The 18,684-nt window shown below is 66.3% G+C and carries 22 protein-coding genes; 11 read left to right on the forward strand and 11 right to left on the reverse strand.

Annotated elements, in window-relative coordinates; all coding sequences use genetic code 11:
- The first annotated feature begins 26 nt into the window (after positions 1 to 26).
- Both ACHMXB_RS19990 and ACHMXB_RS19995 read left to right on the forward strand, forming a co-directional pair.
- Positions 27 to 782: a type II CAAX prenyl endopeptidase Rce1 family protein gene (locus tag ACHMXB_RS19990; protein WP_395405371.1), complete on the forward strand. Its 756-nt coding sequence runs from the start codon at positions 27 to 29 to the stop codon at positions 780 to 782.
- A 180-nt stretch (positions 783 to 962) separates the two neighbouring features.
- A complete protein-coding gene (locus tag ACHMXB_RS19995; protein ID WP_102972959.1) occupies positions 963 to 1,226 on the forward strand; it encodes a hypothetical protein in 264 nt (87 codons plus the stop codon).
- On the opposite strand, the gene ACHMXB_RS20000 is transcribed toward ACHMXB_RS19995, so the two are convergent.
- Positions 1,223 to 1,636 carry an ArsR/SmtB family transcription factor gene (locus ACHMXB_RS20000; RefSeq protein ID WP_395401262.1) on the reverse strand — a complete coding sequence of 138 codons (414 nt, stop codon included), beginning with the start codon at positions 1,634 to 1,636 and terminating at the stop codon, positions 1,223 to 1,225. The two genes, ACHMXB_RS19995 and ACHMXB_RS20000, sit on opposite strands and share 4 nt — an antisense overlap.
- Before the next feature lie 330 nt (positions 1,637 to 1,966).
- Between ACHMXB_RS20000 and ACHMXB_RS20005 the strand changes: the two genes are divergently transcribed.
- Positions 1,967 to 2,242: a YegP family protein gene (locus ACHMXB_RS20005; RefSeq protein ID WP_395401264.1), complete on the forward strand. Its 276-nt coding sequence runs from the start codon at positions 1,967 to 1,969 to the stop codon at positions 2,240 to 2,242.
- A gap of 17 nt (positions 2,243 to 2,259) precedes the next feature.
- Complete coding sequence (locus ACHMXB_RS20010; protein ID WP_395401266.1) at positions 2,260 to 2,967, forward strand: PAS and ANTAR domain-containing protein; 708 nt, start codon at positions 2,260 to 2,262, stop codon at positions 2,965 to 2,967.
- 6 nt (positions 2,968 to 2,973) lie between these two features.
- Here the strand turns inward: ACHMXB_RS20010 and ACHMXB_RS20015 are convergent, their stop codons facing one another.
- Positions 2,974 to 3,480 (reverse strand): MarR family winged helix-turn-helix transcriptional regulator, encoded by a 507-nt coding sequence (locus tag ACHMXB_RS20015; protein WP_307025083.1) that lies wholly within the window; start codon positions 3,478 to 3,480, stop codon positions 2,974 to 2,976.
- 3 nt (positions 3,481 to 3,483) lie between these two features.
- Entirely contained in the window at positions 3,484 to 5,280 is a 1,797-nt protein-coding gene (locus tag ACHMXB_RS20020; RefSeq protein ID WP_395401268.1) for an AMP-binding protein, read from the reverse strand.
- Between the two features lie 187 nt (positions 5,281 to 5,467).
- Here ACHMXB_RS20020 and ACHMXB_RS20025 point away from each other — a divergent pair, with 187 nt between their 5' ends.
- Positions 5,468 to 6,631 (forward strand): acyl-CoA dehydrogenase family protein, encoded by a 1,164-nt coding sequence (locus ACHMXB_RS20025; protein WP_395401270.1) that lies wholly within the window; start codon positions 5,468 to 5,470, stop codon positions 6,629 to 6,631.
- A gap of 6 nt (positions 6,632 to 6,637) precedes the next feature.
- Here the strand turns inward: ACHMXB_RS20025 and ACHMXB_RS20030 are convergent, their stop codons facing one another.
- From ACHMXB_RS20030 to ACHMXB_RS20050, 5 genes are all read right to left on the reverse strand, one after another.
- A complete protein-coding gene (locus ACHMXB_RS20030) occupies positions 6,638 to 7,225 on the reverse strand; it encodes a DinB family protein (protein WP_395401271.1) in 588 nt (195 codons plus the stop codon).
- 79 nt (positions 7,226 to 7,304) lie between these two features.
- Positions 7,305 to 7,508: a cold-shock protein gene (locus tag ACHMXB_RS20035; RefSeq protein ID WP_003799085.1), complete on the reverse strand. Its 204-nt coding sequence runs from the start codon at positions 7,506 to 7,508 to the stop codon at positions 7,305 to 7,307.
- 185 nt (positions 7,509 to 7,693) lie between these two features.
- Positions 7,694 to 8,014: a putative quinol monooxygenase gene (locus tag ACHMXB_RS20040; RefSeq protein WP_395401273.1), complete on the reverse strand. Its 321-nt coding sequence runs from the start codon at positions 8,012 to 8,014 to the stop codon at positions 7,694 to 7,696.
- A gap of 80 nt (positions 8,015 to 8,094) precedes the next feature.
- Positions 8,095 to 8,721 (reverse strand): response regulator, encoded by a 627-nt coding sequence (locus ACHMXB_RS20045; protein ID WP_395401275.1) that lies wholly within the window; start codon positions 8,719 to 8,721, stop codon positions 8,095 to 8,097.
- A complete protein-coding gene (locus ACHMXB_RS20050; RefSeq protein WP_395401277.1) occupies positions 8,718 to 9,932 on the reverse strand; it encodes a sensor histidine kinase in 1,215 nt (404 codons plus the stop codon). Before ACHMXB_RS20050 ends, ACHMXB_RS20045 begins: the two co-directional genes overlap by 4 nt.
- A 222-nt stretch (positions 9,933 to 10,154) precedes the next feature.
- On the opposite strand from ACHMXB_RS20050, the gene ACHMXB_RS20055 reads away from it, so the two are divergent.
- Complete coding sequence (locus ACHMXB_RS20055) at positions 10,155 to 10,736, forward strand: heme-binding protein (RefSeq protein ID WP_395401279.1); 582 nt, start codon at positions 10,155 to 10,157, stop codon at positions 10,734 to 10,736.
- Positions 10,737 to 10,746: 10 nt separating this feature from the next.
- Positions 10,747 to 11,559: an ankyrin repeat domain-containing protein gene (locus tag ACHMXB_RS20060; RefSeq protein ID WP_395401281.1), complete on the forward strand. Its 813-nt coding sequence runs from the start codon at positions 10,747 to 10,749 to the stop codon at positions 11,557 to 11,559.
- 69 nt (positions 11,560 to 11,628) lie between these two features.
- On the opposite strand, the gene ACHMXB_RS20065 is transcribed toward ACHMXB_RS20060, so the two are convergent.
- Together ACHMXB_RS20065 and ACHMXB_RS20070 are read right to left on the reverse strand one after the other, a co-directional pair.
- A complete protein-coding gene (locus ACHMXB_RS20065; protein WP_395401283.1) occupies positions 11,629 to 12,303 on the reverse strand; it encodes a CoA transferase subunit B in 675 nt (224 codons plus the stop codon).
- A 13-nt stretch (positions 12,304 to 12,316) separates the two neighbouring features.
- Positions 12,317 to 13,048 (reverse strand): CoA transferase subunit A, encoded by a 732-nt coding sequence (locus ACHMXB_RS20070; RefSeq protein ID WP_395401285.1) that lies wholly within the window; start codon positions 13,046 to 13,048, stop codon positions 12,317 to 12,319.
- A 176-nt stretch (positions 13,049 to 13,224) separates the two neighbouring features.
- Here ACHMXB_RS20070 and ACHMXB_RS20075 point away from each other — a divergent pair, with 176 nt between their 5' ends.
- The 3 genes from ACHMXB_RS20075 to ACHMXB_RS20085 all read left to right on the forward strand — a co-directional run bounded on the left by ACHMXB_RS20075 (position 13,225) and on the right by ACHMXB_RS20085 (position 16,322).
- The gene (locus ACHMXB_RS20075) at positions 13,225 to 14,007 is read left to right on the forward strand and encodes an IclR family transcriptional regulator (protein WP_395401287.1); all 783 of its coding nucleotides are present in this window, start codon (positions 13,225 to 13,227) and stop codon (positions 14,005 to 14,007) included.
- 357 nt (positions 14,008 to 14,364) lie between these two features.
- Positions 14,365 to 15,321 (forward strand): plastocyanin/azurin family copper-binding protein, encoded by a 957-nt coding sequence (locus ACHMXB_RS20080; RefSeq protein ID WP_395401289.1) that lies wholly within the window; start codon positions 14,365 to 14,367, stop codon positions 15,319 to 15,321.
- Positions 15,322 to 15,410: 89 nt separating this feature from the next.
- Positions 15,411 to 16,322, forward strand: coding sequence for an NADP-dependent oxidoreductase (locus ACHMXB_RS20085; RefSeq protein ID WP_395401291.1), 912 nt, complete (start codon positions 15,411 to 15,413; stop codon positions 16,320 to 16,322).
- Here the strand turns inward: ACHMXB_RS20085 and nadE are convergent.
- Entirely contained in the window at positions 16,319 to 17,221 is a 903-nt protein-coding gene (gene nadE / locus ACHMXB_RS20090) for an ammonia-dependent NAD(+) synthetase (protein WP_395401293.1), read from the reverse strand. The genes ACHMXB_RS20085 and nadE overlap by 4 nt on opposite strands.
- Positions 17,222 to 17,416: 195 nt before the next feature.
- On the opposite strand from nadE, the gene ACHMXB_RS20095 reads away from it, so the two are divergent.
- Positions 17,417 to 18,679 (forward strand): FAD-dependent oxidoreductase, encoded by a 1,263-nt coding sequence (locus tag ACHMXB_RS20095; protein WP_395401295.1) that lies wholly within the window; start codon positions 17,417 to 17,419, stop codon positions 18,677 to 18,679.
- Positions 18,680 to 18,684 lie beyond the last annotated feature (5 nt).

Here is an 18,684-nt window from a genome sequence, read left to right on the forward strand (position 1 = left end):
CTTCCCTGCGCGTTGTCCCGGCGGCCATGGTCTCGCTGGCCGGCTTTGTCCTGTTCGCGCTGGATCAGAGCGTGTTGGGGTATGCCCTGCTCGCTGCAGCCCTCGTGCTCGCGGCCCTGGTGGACCGGCTGCTGTTCCGCGACCTCGCGCTGATTGCGGCCGGAGTGGCCATCATCAGTGCCGTGCCCATCACCACCGACGTCAGCACCTCCCACATGCTTGTTATGGGCTCGGCCATGATCGCTGCCGTGGGGATCCCGTATGCTGTGTCGCGCTTCGTCACCAAAGAGCACGCGGTGGTGTTTCCGGTGCGGACCGGGCAGAAATGGACACGTGCGGAGAAGTGGTACCTGCCCGCCGTCGTGGTGATCGGCTACGCCTTGCTGCCCGTGTACATGATCCGGACCGGGGTCTATTCGAACTGGCCCGCCGTGCACGACCCCGAGGGCATCGCGCGGCTCTTCGTCGGCACCAACGCGCTGGGCATCTGGGATGAGCTGTTCTTCATCTGCACCTGCTTCGCCCTCCTGCGCCGCCACCTGCCGGACTGGCAGGCCAACCTGCTCCAGGCGGTCCTGTTCACCTCGTTCCTGTGGGAACTGGGGTTCAAATCGTGGGCGCCGTTTTTCATCTATCCCTTCGCCCTGCTTCAGGCCCGCATCTTTACGGTGACCAAGTCGCTGTCGTACATCGTGAGCGTGCACCTGCTCTTCGACTTCGTGCTGTTCCTGGTGCTGCTCCACGCGCACAACCGGGCATGGATCGACATCTTCCTGTACTGACTCCCGAGTCCATTCCACAATGCCGGGAATTGACCTCGGCAACTCCAAAACGGGATCTTGAAACACAGCGGGATCCTGAAATGGCCGCCGGGATTTCACACGCAGTTAATCGCGATGCTCTAGCCTTGCACTTCAGGCAAAAGTGTTTATTCAGGCAAACGTGAGAAAAGGGGAACGATCGTGGCCGACATCGCTGCTGTACTGGGACGGCTCACCGCGGCCGAGCTTGAGGAAATCCACGCCACGGGCCCGCAGGGGCACCTGAGCCGCAGGATCGTGGAGGCGCTGGACCGGGCTGCCGGCGGTCCGGGCGGAGGCCGCGGCTATTACGTGCCGGCCGGCAGTGTCAGCGGAACGGGCAGCCCGCACGTCGTGTTGAGGAGCGACGTCGCGGCTTGGCTTTTCGGGCATGCCGCGCCGGCCGCCGTCGCCGACCCCGCCTAGCCTGCGGCCTGTGCTGCCGGCGTCAGAGCGGATGCTGGCGCGGCGCCGGCGTCCGCGTTGGAGCCGTTGCCATCCGCTCCGCCATTAGGTTGCCGCAGGACGCCAATGTCGAGGATGGTGCCCAGCAGGCCGCGGGCCGCTTCGAGGACCTCGCGCACTTCGGGTGACGTCAGTTCGTAGAACAGTCGGCCGTCTTTCCGGGACGGAACAATCAGCCGCTGGCGCCGCAGAATGCCGAGGTGCTGGGAGAGGTTGGAGGCCTCAAGCCCAGTGCAGTCCCGCAAGTTGCTCACGGTCTCGGGGCCGTTGACCAGCATCTCCAGTACCAGGACGCGTGCAGGGTGGCCCATGGACTTGAACAGGTCGGCCTTCACCCCGGTGTGGATCAAGCCGTCGGGCGTGTCGCCCATTCTGGATTCCTTCCACTGTTACTTGCCACGTGCTTCTCGGCCGGATCTTGCCGGCCCGCCAACCTCGGTGCCCCCAAAGGCGTATAGACCCAAGTATAGAGACAGAACGGTCTGTCCCCGACGAGGGGGAGAACTTTTGCTGGCGGACCGGGGACGCAGGGTGCTGGGACCGCGGACCGCCCTTGCCAAGAGCCCGGAACTGGTTCACAATTTCATAAATTCCTCAATTACCGCCCCGGCTCATCCGCGGGAGCGGTAAGGAGAAAACCTCAGCTGCTTCCGGCGACGACGGCGTCCCGGGCGCCGTGTTCCCGTATCCAGGAGGGCTAAATGGCTGGCATGTTCGAACTCTTCATTGACGCAGAGGATTCCTTTAGATTCCAGCTCACCGCCCCGGACGGCACCGTGATGGCAGTATCCCGCCCTTTTCCCAGCAAGGCCGCCGCGGTGGAAGGCATCGCTGCCGTTCGTGAGTACGCCGGGATGGGCCACGTGAAGGAGTTGGCAAAGGCTCCCGTGGACCGCTCCCTCGGTTCCCGCCCCCACGCTGCCGTTCGACCCCATTCCGTGCGTATGCCGCTCCTGTGCCAAAGGATGGCCGGGTAAGGCGGCCGGGAACCGCGATGAGCCTCCCGAAGACCGTACGGGCGTACTCGAGCGCTCTCGGGCCGGCCGATTGTGTTGCCGGCACGTTCCATTACGACGCCATTTCGGGGCGGCTTGAATGGTCCGATGAGCTTTACACGCTCCACGGCTACCGGCGCGGCGAGATCGTGCCCACCGTGGAGCTTCTCTACGCCCACAAGCATCCGGACGACAGGGACCGCTGCCATGACATCTTCATGGCAGCCTGCGAAGCGGGCGGATTTTTCTGCAGCTACCACCGCATCATGGACGCCCGCATGCGGGAACACCGTGTCCTCACCGCCGGGGAGGCGCTCATGGAGGACGGCAGGCTCATTGCTGTGGAGGGGTTCATCGTGGACCTGACCAGCACCCTGCAGTGGGAAACGGAAAGGGCCGCACGGGAAGCGGTTGAAGGTGCCCTTGGCACGCGAAGCACCATAGAACAGGCGAAGGGCATCCTGATGGGCATCCTGCGGATTGGTTCCCAGGCCGCCTTCGACCTGCTGGCCAGGTACAGCCAGGACACCAACATCAAGGTGGCCAGCACCGCTGCCGACCTGGTACATCTGGCCAACAACCCGCAGCAGGCGGCATTGCTTGACACGTTCGTCCAGGAGCTCCAGCGGGGCCCGGACGGCCGGGCAGTCGGTGAAGCCGGTCAGTCCGTAAAGCCCGGTCAGTCCGTGAAGCCGGTCAGTCCATAAAGACGGTCAGTCCGTAAAGTCTCCGGCGCCGCGGCGGAAATCGCCCAGAATCCGGATGAGCTGGTTCACGTCCTCGTCGCCGAAACCGGACTGGCCAAAAACCTCGGCGTTGAGCACCGCCGTTGCTCTTTTTGCCAACGTGCGGCCCTCAGCCGTGAGCTCGATCAGCGTGGTGCGCCCGTCCGTGGGATGCGGTGAGCGGACCACCAGTCCCGCTGTTTGGAGGCGGTCGACGGCGTTGGTCACCGAAGTGGGATGGACCTGCAGCAGGGCACTCGCCTTGTTCATGGGCAGGGCGCCGCTCCTGGCGAAGCTGAGCAGCGCCAGCAGTTCGTAGCGGGCGAATGTCAGACCGAACGGCTTCAGGGCCCCCTCGATGCGGGCCAGCAGGATCTGCTGGGTGCGCATGATTGCCGTGATGGCAGCCATTGGTGCGGCGACGTCACTCCAGCCGTGACTCTCCCAGTTGCGCTGTGCATCGGCAATCGGGTCACGGGGCAGCGGAGGGCTCACAGCTCAGCCCTGGCTTCTCAGGCGCGGGAAATCCGTTTCGGAGTACTCCGTTCCCAAACCGAGGGGGACGCTCCCCTGAGTGCCGTCTGCGTGGCGGAGCTCCTCGCTGTGCCGAAGCTCTACCCGGCGGATTTTTCCTGAGATGGTTTTCGGCAGCTCGGCGAACTCCAGCCGGCGGATGCGCTTGAACGGCGCCAGATGGTCGCGGCAGTATCTGAGGATTTCCTCGGCGAGCTCGGGTCCCGGTTCGTGGCCGGCAGCCAGCACCACAAATGCCTTGGGCACGGACAGCTTCAGCGGGTCGGGGGAGGGGACGACGGCGGCCTCCGCCACCGCCGGGTGCTCGATGAGCACGCTCTCCAGCTCGAAGGGGGACAGGCGGTAGTCGGAGGACTTGAAGACGTCGTCGTCGCGGCCCACGTAGGTGATGACGCCGTGCTCGTCCCGGCTGGCCATGTCGCCCGTGTGGTAGTAGCCGCCGCGGAAGGCTTCGGCCGTCTTTTCCGGGTCGCCGTAGTACGACTTCATCAGCCCGGCAGGGCGGGGATCCAGCCGCAGGCACAGCTCGCCGTCGTCCGCTTCTTCTCCCGTCACCGGATCGACGAGCACCACGTCGTACCCGGGCAGGGGCTGGCCCATTGCACCGACCTTGACGGGCTGGGCCGGGGTGTTGGCCACCTGCACCGTGGTCTCGGTCTGGCCGAAGCCGTCGCGGATGGTCTGGCCCCAGGCGCGCTGGACCTGGCCGATGACCTCCGCGTTGAGCGGCTCGCCGGCCGAAACCACCTTGGTGGGCGGGTTTTTGAGGAGGCTGAGATCGGCCTGGATGAGCATCCGCCAGACGGTGGGCGGAGCACAGAAGCTGGTGACCTTTTCCCGGTCCATCTGCTCCATCAGGGCCTTGGCATCGAAGCGTTCGTAGTTGTAGACGAACACGCAGGCCTCGGCAATCCACGGGGTGAACAGGTTGGACCAGGCGTGTTTTGCCCAGCCCGGAGAGGCCACGTTGAGGTGCACGTCGCCCGGCTCGAGGCCTATCCAGTACATCGTGGAGAGGTGGCCCACCGGGTAGGACGTGTGCGTGTGTTCCACGAGCTTGGCCTTGGAGGTGGTGCCGGAGGTGAAGTAGAGGAGCAGGGTTTCGTCCGCCAGGGTGGGCGCGTCGGGGGTGAAATCGCTGGGTGAGGCATCGGAATCCGCGTACTGCACCGCCTGCGCGGTCCGGGCACCGGACTCAGTGCGGCCGCCGCTGCCGCCACGCGCGCTGCCGACGTTTGCACTGGCGCCTCCGGCGTCGGGCATTTCGATAAGCCGGTAGTTGCCGGGCACCTCGGTGAACTTGCCGAGGTTTGAACTGCCGACGGCGGCCCAGCCCGCTTCCCCGCGCTCCACCCGGTCCTTCAGGTCTGCGGGACCCATGAGGGTGGTGGTAGGGATCAGCACGATGCCAAGCTTGATGCCGGCCAGCACGAGTTCCCACAGTTCCACCTGGTTGCCCAGCATGATGATCATGCGGTCGCCGCGCTTCACGCCCTGGCTGCGGAGCCAGTTGGCCACCTGGTTGGACCGGCCCGACAGTTCGGCGAAGCTGCGTCGGGTGGCCGAGCCGTCCTGTTCCACGATCACCAGAGCCGGCTTGGCGCCGCTGGCAGGATCGGCGGCGATGGCGTCGAACCAGTCGAGTGCGAAGTTGAACTCCGCAGGCCGCGGCCACTCGAAGCTGGCCCGCGCCTGGCGGTAGTCCTGGCGCATGGCGAGCAGTTGGTCGCGTGCGGCGCGGAAGTCGTCGGTGACTGTCATACGGGGCCTTTCGCCTGGGGATTCACGTCCTAGTGATCCACATCACTGTGCAATATACTAGGACATCCAACGGTTTGGAAGAGCGAAGGGACCTAGGCCCGTGCAGCCACAAGGACGTGACAACGGACAGCCCGCAACGGCCACAGCAGGGAAAACGGGGGAAACCGCAGCAGGGGAAGCAGGGACTATGGCCCCGCCGTTTGCCGATGCGGATCTCATGTATGTTGCGGACCTGCTTCCGCCCGCTGAGCGGACCCGCTATCTCGAAATCCGGGACTTCCTGCAGTCCAGGGTCAGGGCCCAGTCCATCGAATACTGGAACCGGGAAGAGTTCCCGTTCGGCCTGCTCGCGGAGCTGGGGAAGCACGGGCTTGGCGGGCTGCAGACGGACGGGACATCCACGCTCTTCAAGGGCCTCATGTACGTCGAGGTGGCCCGCGCCGACGTCTCGCTGTCGGCTCTGGTTGGCATCCACAACGAGCTGATCATCGGCATGATCGACGCCCTGGGGTCGGAGGAGCAGAAGCAGCGGTGGCTGCCGGGGCTGACCGCCTTCACCCAGCTGGGGGCCTTCGCGCTGACCGAGCCGGAACACGGCTCGGACATCGCCGGCGGGCTGGCCACCACTGCCCGGCTGGAGGACGGCGAGTGGGTCATCGACGGGGCCAAGCGGTGGATTGGCGCCGGAACCATTGCAGACTTTGCGCTCGTGTGGGCCCGGGACGCTGCCGACCAGCAGATCAAGGGCTTCATTGTCGAGACGGACCGCCCCGGCTACACGGCCACCAAGATCAGCAACAAGATCGGGCTCCGCATCATGCAGAACGCCGATATCCAGCTGGACAGCGTCCGCATTCCGAAAACCAACATGCTCCCCGGCGCCACGGATTTCACCAAGGCCAACGAACTGCTGAGGGATTCCCGTGCCTGGGTGGGCTGGCAGGCAGCAGGCATTCAGCTCGCGGCCTTCGACGTGGCCCGCTCCTATTCGCTGCAGCGCCGCCAGTTCGGCAAGGAGCTGGCACGCTTCCAGCTCATCCAGCAGCAGCTCGCCGAGATCCTGGGCAACGCCTCGGCCTCGCTGGCCCTGATGGCACAGCTGGCCCGGATCCAGGAGGAGGGCAGGCTGGAAATGGCCCAGGCGGCAATGGCCAAGGCCACCACAACCCGGCTGGCCCGCGCCTCCGTGGCCCTGGGCCGGTCGCTGCTGGGCGGCAACGGCATCAGCAGCGACTTCGAAATGGGGAAACTATTCGGTGACGCCGAGATTCTCTACACCTACGAGGGCAGCTACGAGATCAATTCCCTGATCGTGGGCCGGGCCGTGACAGGGAAATCGGCCTTCGTTTAGGGCGTTCTACCCGGCCAGCGCGGCAGCTTTCCGCGCCGCCGCCTCCAGTTGCTCCACGTAGGCGGCCTGCTCCGCGGCGCCCCGCTGCGGGAGGTTGGGGTCGCTGGGGCCCTGCCCGGCGGAGCCGTCGATGAGTTCGCGAATGATGTCCGCGTGCCCCAGGTGCTGCGCCGTCTCGGCACACATGTGCACCAGCATCTGGTGCAGGGTCACGTTCCGGCGTTCTTCCCGCCACCACGGCACGACGCCCGGAGCGTCGAGGGGCAGCGCTTCGATGGTGGCATCGGTGTGCGCCGCCGAGAAGTGGTGCAGCTCGACGATCTCGGCACGCGTCTGCTCCGGGGTGGCCCACATGTCCGCGTCCGGTTCGGCGCCGTCGGCGAACCAGGGCAGCACCCGACCGCTGGGCCGGCCGAACACCTCACCGAAATAATCCAGTTCCACGCTGGCCACGTGCTTGACCAGGCCCAGGAGATTGGAGCCGGTGGGCGTCATCGGCCGGCGGACGTCGTACTCGCCCAGGCCGTCGAGCTTGGCGAGGAGCTGGGCGCGCCGTGTCCGGAGGTAGTGGTGCAGGGTCGCTTTTTCATCCATGGCCGCACTCTACCGGGCTGAAAACCGAAAAACTCCCCTGTGCGTGCCAGGCACGGACAGGGGAGTCTTTGGAAAGCCGTTACAGCGGGCGGATGTTCTCTGCCTGCGGACCCTTGGGGCCCTGGGTCACCTCGAACTCGACCTTCTGGTTTTCATCCAGGGAGCGGTAGCCGCTGCTGGCAATTGCTGAATAGTGTGCGAATACATCTGCTGATCCATCATCCGGAGCGATGAAGCCGAAGCCCTTTTCGGCGTTGAACCATTTAACTGTGCCTGTTGCCATTGCTAACTTCCTTTGTAACCCTTTTTCTGGTCCTGCTCCGACAGCAGGCAGACGCGGAAATTGTTCTCCGCTGTCTCCAACCTATGGGCCATCCGCCGGGCGTGCAATAGTTTCCGTCATCAGGAGTCCCACCTGTAACGGGAGATTCTGTCCACAAACGTCATTCGGAGAGGCTGTTTCCGGATCTAGGGTGTGCTGCCCGGCTCCTGGCCGGTGTCCTCCCACTGCACGTCGAGATTGCGGAAAACCGGTGGTCCGTCACACAGGGCCGCCATCTGCGCGGCGAACTCTGACGTCTCAGGCCGGTTGGAATTCTCCATCGCCGACTCGTAGGAGTCGAATTCCACGATGGTGAAGTATGTCCCCGGACGGTCGCGGTCCGCCGTGGCGGTGATGCGGCGAAATGTCGGTGTGGTGGTTCCCTCGGTTCTCGACGGGCGGCCCAGCGCTTCGACCTCCTCGATTCGTGAGGTCTGGAATTCAATGATCTGCACAAACCCGGCCATGACGGCTCCTTGACGGCGGTGGTGACTGATGCCGCTCACGGTAGACCCGGCGACGGGCCCGCGCAACCGTTTTGCGCCTGCTAGCGCATCCCCTCCCGGCGGATGGCGGTGGCGATGGCCGCGGCCCTCGTTTCCACGCCCAGTTTGGCGTAAATGTGGGCGAGATGGGTCTTGACGGTGGCCTCCGAAATGAACAGCCGCTGCCCCAGCTCCCGGTTGCTAAGTCCCTCGGTGAGGAGGCTCAGCAGCTCGGCTTCCCGCGGTGTCAGCACCTCATCAGGGTTGCGCAGCTGCTGGAACAAGCGGGAGGCCACGGGCGGGCTCATGACACTCTTGCCCTGGACGGCACCCCGGACGGCGGCGAAGATCTCCTCGGGCGCGGCGTCCTTCAGGAGGTAGCCCATGGCCCCGGCATCCACGGCCCGGACAATGTCGGCGTCGGAATCATAGGTGGTGAAGACCAGCACGGCCTGCCTGCGGTTGCGTTCGCGGAGCTTCCGGATCGCCTCGATCCCGTCCATGCCCGGGCCCATGGCCAGGTCCATCACCACGACGTCGGGGGCGTGCCCTTCCACAGCGGTCAGGGCTTCCTCGCCCGAGGAGGCCTCCGCCACCACCTCGATGTCCGGCTGCGTCCCCAGCAGGGCCTTCAACCCGCTGCGGACCACGAGATGGTCGTCGACCAGGAGCACAGTGATGGCGCTCATTCTTCCCCCTTTGCCGGCAGCTGGGCCGCCACAACAGTTCCTTCGCCCGGGGCGCTTTCCACCGAGAAGGCGCCACCCAGCTGCTCCACCCGCTGCCGCATGGCCCGCAGTCCGTATCCACCGGCGTCCGACGGCGGTGCTACCGCCGCCGGGTCGAAGCCCGTGCCGTCGTCGTAAATGTCCAGCGTGACCGCATCCGGCAGGAAGCCGAGGGTGATGGTGGTGGTGTCCGCGCAGGCGTGCAGCTTGATGTTCGAGGTGGCGCTCTGCACCACCCTGAGGAGGGCATGGCGGACTTCGGCGGCGACTGCCCGGGGTTCGCCGGTGACCAGCAGCCTGGCGTCCGGCACGTACTGCGAGGCGGCCTGCAGGAGGGCGTCCGGCAGCGGCGAGGCGTCGAGGCCAGGGGAAGCGAGTTCGTGGACCAGGCTGCGGGTGTCGGAGAGGTTCCGGCGTAGCAATTCGCTGGCCTGCCGAAGATCCTGCCGGGACGCCGGCTCCGGCCAGGCACGGTTCGCGGCCTCGAGCAGGAGCAGGCTGCTGGCGAGGCCCTGGGTCACGGTGTCATGGATCTCCCGGGAGACGCGCTCACGCTCCGCGATGGTGCCCGCCCGGCGCTCGCTGGCCGCCAGCTGCCTTTGGGCGAGCGACACCTCACTGTGCAGGCGCCGCTGCTCGGCGGCGTCGTGCTCAATGCGGTCGTAGATCAGCGTCAGCAGGACGCCGACGGCGAGCGGTCCGAGGAGCATCGCCAGATCAGTGCCGTCGCTGAGCCGGAACAGTCCCGCGGCGGTGGCTGCCGCCGTCGCCCCCGCCGCCGCGTAGGCGACCACCCCGGTGAAGGCGATGCGGCACAGGAAGAACAGCGCAAACGAGCACCAGGCGAAGCTGGGTGCGGAGACCACCAGGACGGCCCAGACGGCGACCAGGACGAACATCCACACGGCCCAGGGGCGCCGGCGCTGGGCGAGCACGGCAATGACGGCGTACAGGCCGCAGGCGGCGACCGCCAGCGCGAGGACCAGCAGGTTGTCCGAGGCACTGTGCCGCATCACGTAGCGCACCACCGAAGCCACGATGAGCACGGCAAACCCCAGATGGACCGCGGCGTCGATCCGTCCCAGCCGGCTGCCCGGAACATGGCCGGTGCGAGCAGCAGAGTCAGCGCGTGAGGGAGGCAGTTCCGGTGCAGCGGGGGCGGTGAAGGGCATGGTCGGGTCCGGTTCCGGTGGGAGACGTGCTAGGGACCATGCTATTGCCCGCACCGTTGCTGGTCTCTCAGCCTTATGGCTGATAGCGCTAGCCCTAAGTACCAGCCGGTCCCAACTGATGGCCTGATGCGCCCGCGGCGGCACAGGTTCACCATGGACATGTAACCGTTTGGCTGCGCCCGCAAACATGGGCTGCGCCCCGCTTATCGAAGGAGAACCACCGTGAAGAAGTCCCAGAAGATTTTTGCCGCCGCGGCGGCCGGAGCGCTCGCCATCACGGCCGGTGCCGCCGCCCTCACGAATTCGGGACCAGGGCCTTCCCCCGCAGCTGCTTCGGTCGAACCCGCGGCGGCTGTGCCCGCCGCAGATGTCCAGCCGGGTGCGGACAACGTCGTCGCCCAGAACCGCATCACCGTTGGCGCCTCAGCGAAGGCAGTGGGCGCTGCGCTCGCCAAGTGCCAGGCCGACAAGCTGCCGTTCGTCACGGTGGCCCTGGTGGACCGGTTCGGCACCGTCCAGGCCCTCCTGCGTGGCGACAACGCAGCCGAGCACACCATCGAGTCGGCCAAGCGCAAGGCGTACACGGCCGCAGCGTTCGGTACCCCCACCAGCGAACTTGCCAAGCGCATCTCCGGCAACGGGCCGAGCATCGCTGACCTTCCCGGCACTCTGTTCCTCCCTGGCGGTGTCCCGCTGAAGGTGAACGGCGTCTCCGTGGCGGGCATCGGTGTCGGTGGCGCCCCCGACGGCAAGCTGGACGAAGCCTGCGCCGAGGCTGGCGCCGCCGTGATCGCCGCCAAATAGGTTGCGGGCTGTGGTTGAGGACGGGTACGACGGCGGCCGGCCGGCCAGCGTTCTTCCGCTCGCCGTCCTGGCGCTGCTCGTGGCGTCCCTGCTGGCCGGGTGCGCTGCCGGCACCCCGTCTCCAGCCAGCTCAAGCCCCGGGGGCCCGTTCCCAGCCGGTTCAAGCCCGGCCAGTTCCAGCCCGGCCAGTTCCAGCCTTGGCGAAACGACGCCGGGAAGCCCGGGCCCGGGAAGCCCGGGCGCGGCGGGCGGTTCCGGCGCGAGCGGCACCGTGCGGCCGCCGTCGTCCGCTCCCGCCGCCTCACGTCCCTCCCTGTCCCCGGCTGAGCAGCAGAAGCTGGACCAGCGACTGGTTCTGGCCGCGAAAGCCAACGACGCGGCGCTCGTGGCCCAGCTGATCCGGAAAGGCGGCAACGTCAACGCCAAGGACTCGATCCAGGATTCGGCCTTCCTGTATGCGGGCGCCGAAGGCTTCAACGATATTCTGCGGCTGACCCTGGCCCACGGTGCGGACGGCAGGAGCACCAACCGTTTCGGCGGCACCGCCCTGATCCCGGCCAGCGAGCACGGGCATGTGGAGACAGTGCGGATCCTCATTGCCGCCGGCGTCCCCGTCAATCACGTCAACAAGCTCGGCTGGACCGCCATGCAGGAAGCCATCCTCCTGAACAACGGAGGTCCGAGACAGCAGGACGTGGTGCGGCAGCTGCTGGACGCCGGGGCGGACCCCAACATCCGGGACCCGCAGGGCAGGACGGCTTTGGAGAACGCCGAGCGGCTGGGATTTGCGGAAATCGCCCGGCTTATCCGGTCACGGAACTGACGGTGCTGAACTGGCCCGGCTTTGCGACCGTCAGCCGCAGGGTTCGGCCTTTTCACCGGGCCAGCAGGGTCAAACCTGGGCCGGTTCGGCGAGGTTCGGGGCAACCGTAAACTCCGCCTCCGTCTTCTCACGAATTTCCGCCTCCGTGATGCCGGGGGCGAGGCGGGTGAGGGTGAGTTGGCGGCCGCCGTCGTCGTTTTTGTGGAGGTCGAAGACGGCGAGGTCGCTGATGATGCGGTCCACAACGCTCACGCCGGTCAGGGGGAGGGTGCACTCGGTGACGATTTTGGGGCTGCCGTCTTTGGCGTTGTGTTCGGTGAGGACCACGACGCGCGGTGTGCCGGCGACGAGGTCCATGGCGCCGCCCATGCCTTTGACCATTTTGCCGGGGATGGTCCAGTTGGCGAGGTCGCCGGTGCCGGAGACCTGCATGGCGCCGAGGATGGCGACTTTCACGTGGCCGCCGCGGATCATGCCGAAGGAGGTGGCGGAGTCGAAGATGCTGCCGCCGGGCAGGATGGTGACGGTCTGCTTGCCGGCGTTGATCAGGTCTGCGTCCTCCTCGCCCTCGTAGGGGAACTGGCCCATGCCGAGCAGCCCGTTCTCGCTCTGCAGGACCACACGCACGCCCTCGGGCAGGTTGTTGGCCACCAGGGTGGGGATGCCGATGCCGAGGTTGACGTAGTCGCCGTCGTTCAGTTCTTCGGCCGCGATTGCGGCCATTTCATTCCGGGTCCAGGCCACGGGGGTCTCCTTGCTAGTTGTTGACGAGTTCGGGGGTGGCCGGTACGGTACGCGGGCGGACGGTGCGCTGTTCGATGTCCTTGACCCTGTTGCTGGCCTGCACGAGGTGCTGGACGTAGACGCCGGGAGTGACGATGTGGTTCGGGTCCAGCGCGCCGGGTTCGACGACGATCTCCGCTTCGGCGATGGTGACGTCGCCCGCGGTGGCGACCACCGGGTTGAAGTTCCGGGCGGTGTGGCGGTAGATCAGGTTGCCGTCCGTGTCGGCGGTGTGGGCGTGGACCAGTGCAACGTCGGCGAGGATGGCGCGCTCCCGGACGTACGTTTCGCCGTCGAACACCTCGTGGGGCTTGCCCTCGGCCACCAGGGTGCCCACCCCGGTCTTGGTGTAGAAGGCGGGGATGCCAGCCCCGCCGGCGCGCAGCCGCTCGGCCAGGGTGCCCTGCGGTGTGAACTCCACCTCCAGGACGCCGGCGAGGTACTGCTCGGCGAAGAGCCTGTTCTCCCCGACGTAGGAGGCGATGACCTTGCGGACCTGGCCGGCCTCGATCAGGATGCCCAGGCCCTTGCCGTCCACGCCCATGTTGTTCGATACCACGGTCAGGTCCTTCACGCCGGAGTCACGGACGGCCTCGATGAGGTCCACCGGTATCCCACTCAGGCCGAAGCCGCCCACGGCAAGGGTGATTCCGTCCCGGAGGACATCGTGCAGGGCCTCGGCAGCGGCCGACTTCAGTTTGGACATCGCATCTCCTCGTCGAGCTGTCTTGCAGTCCACTTTATGGACGCTGGTTCTGACTGTGGAGCGTAGGCGGGCCGGCGTAGGAGTGTCAAGGCTCTGCAGCTTCCCGCCGGTCGCGCTTTTACACTGTGGACGGTAGGCTGTGAGGTGTCCACAATATGGATTATTCAGGAGCAACTGTGAATCAAGCACCGGTCCAGGGCGCACAGGTGGTCAGCCGCATCGCAGGCCTCCTGCGCATCGTGGGACGCAAGCCGGAAGGAAGCCCTCTCGTGGAGTTGGTACGGGACTCGGGGCTGACGCGCCCTACGGTGCACCGCCTGCTCACGTCGCTCGCGGCTGAGGGCCTTCTCGACCACGACCCCCTGAGCGGGAACTGGGTGCTCGGCCCCGAGGCCCTGCTGATGGGCTCGGTTGCTGCCGCGCGCTTCCCGCTGGAGGACCTCGCGAGGCCCAGTCTGCGCCGGCTTGCCGAGGAGACCGGCGAGAGCGCCTTCTTCTCCATCCGCCGGGGCTCTGAGACCGTGTGCCTGCTGAGGGAAGAAGGCAGCTTCCCCGTCCGCTCCTTCGTGCTTCATGAGGGTGTCAGGTTTCCGCTGGGCGTGGCATCCGCAGGAACGGCGATCATGGCGTTCCTGCCCGTGGCGGAACAGGAGCAGATCCTGGCCGACTGGGCTGCGCATGCCGGCAAGTACGCCGACGGGCACCGGGAAGACGTGGTCCGGAAGAACCTGCAGCAGACCCGCCGCCGGGGCTACTCCGTGAACCCCGGCTTGGTGCTCGAAGGCAGTTGGGGGATGGGCGCAGCAGTCTTCGACCAGGCTGGCCGTCCGTCCTGGGCGTTGTCCCTGACCGGCATCGAACCCCGGTTCCGTGAAGACCGGCGCGAACTGCTGGGGCGGCTCCTGCTGGAGGAGGCCCACCGGCTCACCGTCCGGCTCCAGAGGCGCAACGCCAACTGAACATTTTGCACCTCGACAAACACATTGAGGCGGAGCACGATAAGGACTGTATCTGTAATATCGGGCCGGGCGGCTACGGCCGCAAGCCGGTCACGAATCAGGGCTCTGACGGCTCAACAGAACCGCAACTTATCCCTTCGAGAACCGGAAAGTCCCGTGTTGTCGCCTAGTCCGGTGGCGGGTCCGGTTCCGGGGCCTTTTTTCCTTCGCTGGGCTGGGTGACAAGGGAAAACAGAAGGGTCCCGCTGGCCCCCGTGCCGCTCTGGCATCGGTCCGGCGCCGCAATCTGCGGTTCGGCACCTTCCTGGCCCGCCGCATAGCGGCTGCCAACATCCAGTGCAATAAGGAATGAGTCGCATGACTCTCGAAACAACAAACCACGGAAGGCCGCACCTGCTGCGCCTTCTCTTCGCCTCCTTGGCGGCCATGCTCCTGCCCCTCTCCCTCAGCAGCGCAGCCTTTGCCGACGATGAGGATTCACCGAAAACCTGGACCGTCCAAGTCGGCTCGGAATCCTCAGATCAGGCCATCCAGGGCATGTCCTTCCTTCCGTCGAACATCTATATAAACGCCGGAGACAGCGTTAAGTGGGTTGCAAACTCCGCCGAAATTCATACGGTCACATTCCTGGCCAAAGGCCAGCCGCTCAAGCCGTTCAACCCCTTTGACCCGAAGCAACTGGGCCGACAGGGCGGCACGGGCTATGACGGCCACTCCTACTACAACTCCGGAATCATGGCCAATGTCTCCAACACCGGCTTCAAAGCGGTCGAGCAGTACAGCCTGAAGTTCACGCACACCGGCAATTTCACCTACTACTGCATCGTCCATGGCATGGCAATGAAAGGTGCCGTGCATATCCGGGCTGCCGGAACCGGCTACCCGTTCACGCAGTCGCAGTACGACCGTCAGAACAAGAAGGAGGAACGGAAGATCGTGCGGGACGGCGAGAAGCAATGGCAAGCTGCCCGCAAGCAGGCCAGCAACCACAAAGTGATCGCCGGAACGGATAACGGAACTGCCATGCTGATGCGGTTCGTCCACCACGAGATCGTGGTCCGCCTCGGCGACACTGTTACCTTCGTGAACAGCGGAATGGGTGCACCGCACACCGTGACGTTCGGGCATGAGCCAGCCAATGTGTTCGCTCCGGTGGGCAATCCCAAGAACTTTAGAGGCGGGAATCTCAGCTCCGGCCTGATGGAGCCCGGGAGCAAATTCACCGTGACGTTCAACAAGGTGGGCGAGTTTGACTACATCTGCGCTCTGCATGACTACATGGGTATGGTGGGCGAGGTGGAAGTCCGGCGCTGACTGGACGCCCGGACGCTTTCTTGTGGCGCCTGCAGTGCCGTGCCTACCCTTGCACTACGGCGCGGGACAGCAGCAAAGGAGCCACGGCCATGAGCACACGGGTCTACTTTGAGGAATACGGCGGTCCGCAGGTCCTGAAGGTGGGTACGGAGCAGTTGGCCGAGCCGGGTGTCGGCCTGGTCCGGGTGGAATTCCGGGCGGTCAGCGTCAACCCCGTGGACTGGAAACTCGTGGCCGGCTACCTGAAAAAGTGGACGCCCCTGGACTTTCCGGCGGTGCCCGGCTGCGAAGCGGCCGGCGTCGTGACCGCCGTCGGGCCCGCTTTTGAGGGGTTTGCGGTGGGTGACGAGGTCATTTGGAACGGACTAATGGGCGGCTACCGGACAGAGGCCGTGGTGCCAGCCGACCAGCTGACGCCCCTGCCGGCGGGCGTGGACTTCGAGCAGGCTGCGTGCATTCCAGTGGCAGGAGGCACGGCGTATTCGGCCCTGAAGCAGCTCGCGGTGGGAGCGGGGGACACAGTGCTGATCCATGGAGCCGCCGGAGGGGTTGGCTCGGCCGCGGTCCAGATCGCGCAGGCCTTCGGCGCACGCGTGATCGGCACGGCGTCGGAGGCCAACCTGGAGTACCTCAGCGAACTGGGCGCCGAACCCGTGACGTACGGCGGAGGACTGGCCGAACGGGTGCGTTCCGTGGCCGACGACGGAGCAGTCACGGCAGTCCTGGACACGGTGGGGAGTGAGGATTCGCTGGCAGCAACAGCCGAGCTGCTCCAGGGCGCCGGCCGGGCGGTGACCACTGTTCCGGGCGAGCAGTCAGCGGCGGCCGGTCTGGTGGCCGTACAGCAGCTGGAAGGCCGGGCGGCGGAAGCGGGGACGCTCGCTGCGGAGGGCCAGATCACCTTCACGATCGCGCACCGGATGCCGCTGATCGAGGCCGCCGACGCTCTGGAAATCAGCCGCGGCGGCCACGGCCGCGGGAAGATCCTGCTGCTGCCCTAGGAGCAGCATGCCGCTGCCCTAGACGTGCCCGGAGGCCGGGGGCCTAGAGACCCACCCTGGCCTCTTCCGGCCCCCTCCTGCTTCCACCAGGTGTCGAAGATGCTGACCGGAACTGTGCGCTTGTGCCGGGTCTGGAGGTACTTCTGCTCGATCAGCTCCGCTGCGCTGTCGCCGACGTCGCGGCCCTCCAGGTAATCGTCGATCTGGTCGTAGCTCAGGCCCAGTTCGTCCTCGTCGGTGCGGCCGGGCCGGTCGTCCAGGAGGTCGGCCGTGGGCACCTTCTTCCACACCCGCTCCGGGGCGCCGAGGTGTTCCAGCAGGGCCCGGTTCTGCCGCTTGTTCAGGCCGAACAGCGGCAGGATGTCCGCCCCACCGTCGCCGTACTTGGTGAAGAATCCGGTGACGGATTCGGCGCCGTGGTCGGTGCCGACGACGAGGTAGTTGTGTTCCCCGGCCAGGGCGTACTGCGCGATCATGCGCGTGCGGGCCTTGGTGTTGCCCTTGTGGAAGTCGGAGATCCCGTTGCCGACCGTCTTTTCGAACTCGTCCTCGAAGCCGTCCACGGCGGCGGAAATGTTGAACGTCCATTCCTTCGAGGCCTTGATGAAGTCCAGGGCGGCCTGCGCGTCAGCCTCGTCGTGCTGGACGCCATAGGGGAGGCGGACCGCCACGAACTGCGCGTCCACGCCCTCGGCCTGCAGCTCTTCGACAGCGAGCTGGGCGAGCCGCCCGGCGAGCGAGGAGTCAAGGCCGCCGGAGATGCCCAGGACAAAGCCCTTGGTGCCGGTGGCCTTGAGGTACTCCTTCAGGAAAGTGACGCGTTTGCGCACCTCCTCTGCGGGATCGATCTGGGGCTGAACGCCCATTTCTTCGATGATCTTGGCTTGGAGTGTGCGCATGTGGTCCACACTAGCCAGCGGAATCCGCAGGGCTCAACTGTTTCCGCCGGGGTCACGGACGCGCGAACTGGCAGCTGATGACCTCAAATGCGCCGTTTGGGGTCATCAGCTGCCAGTTCGCGCCTGAGGACCGGGGGCTTTAGGGTCAGTTGGCGCTCTGTGCTGGCGTGTACCGGGAGGCGTACCGTATGGCTCATGGAGAGTACAGGGTGCGCGGTGGTGGGGGGCGGGCCGGCCGGCATGATGCTTGGCCTCTTGTTGGCGCGGGCCGGCGTCGAGGTGACCGTCCTCGAAAAGCACGGCGACTTCCTCCGCGACTTCCGCGGTGACACCGTCCATGCCTCCACCATCAGGCTCATCGACGAACTCGGGCTCGGCGCCGAGTTCCGCGAGCTGCCCCAAAGCCGGCTGCGCAACGTCGCATTCCCGGTGCCCGGCGGCGGCCTGGTCACGCTGGGCAATTTCGCCGCGCTCCGGCCACCGTACAACTACATCGCCATGATGCCGCAGTGGGACTTCCTGAACTTCCTCGCCAGGGCAGCTGAGCAGGAGCCCACGTTCACGCTCCTGATGGAGCACACGGCAACGTCCCTGATGTCCGACGGCGGACGGGTCACCGGCATCCGGTACCTCACCAAGGACGGCGCCGAAGGTTCACTCCGCGCGGACCTTGTGGTGGCCACGGACGGCCGGCATTCGGTGCTCCGCGAGGCGGCCGGCCTGGCGTCGAAGGAATACCCGGTGCCGTTCGACACCTGGTGGTTCAAGCTGCCGAGGTCCGAGTCTGAACAGGGGGAGGTGGCCGGGATCGTTCCGGCCTTCGGTGACCGCGCCGGCGTCATCGCCCTGTTCCGGGAGACCTACTACCAGATGGGCTACTTCGCCCAGAAAGGCTCCGGTGACCGCATCAAGAGCGAGGGAGTGGAGCGGTTCCGGGAACGCATCGCGGCGCTGCGCCCGGACCTTGCCGACAGGGTCGATGCGATCCGCACCCTGGACGACCTGCACTGGCTCGATGTCCGGCTGGACCGCCTGCGGCGCTGGTATGTCGACGGGATGCTGTGTATTGGCGATGCTGCGCACGCGATGTCCCCGGCCGGCGGGGTGGGGATCAACCTGGCCATCCAGGACGCCGTGGCTGCGGCCGCCCGGCTTGCCCCCGCGTTGCTGCGCGGCAAAGTCACGGTGAAGGATTTGGCGGCGGTGCAGCGGAGGCGGCTGCTGCCCACCGTGGTCATCCAGTCTGTCCAGCGCTTCATGCACCGCGGCGTCTTCGTCCCGCTCTTTACCGGCAAGAGGTCGGGAGCGCCGCCGGTGATGATGTACCTCGCCCAGCACGTGCCCGTCCTGATGCGGCTGCTGCCCCGGATGATCGCGATCGGGCCCCTGCCCGAGCACGCGCCCGCCTTTGCCCGGCGGGTGGATGCGGGGCCCGGCAGGGCGTCCAGCACCGACTAAACTGG

Source organism: Arthrobacter sp. UC242_113, from assembly GCF_044054585.1.
Lineage (GTDB): Bacteria > Actinomycetota > Actinomycetes > Actinomycetales > Micrococcaceae > Arthrobacter.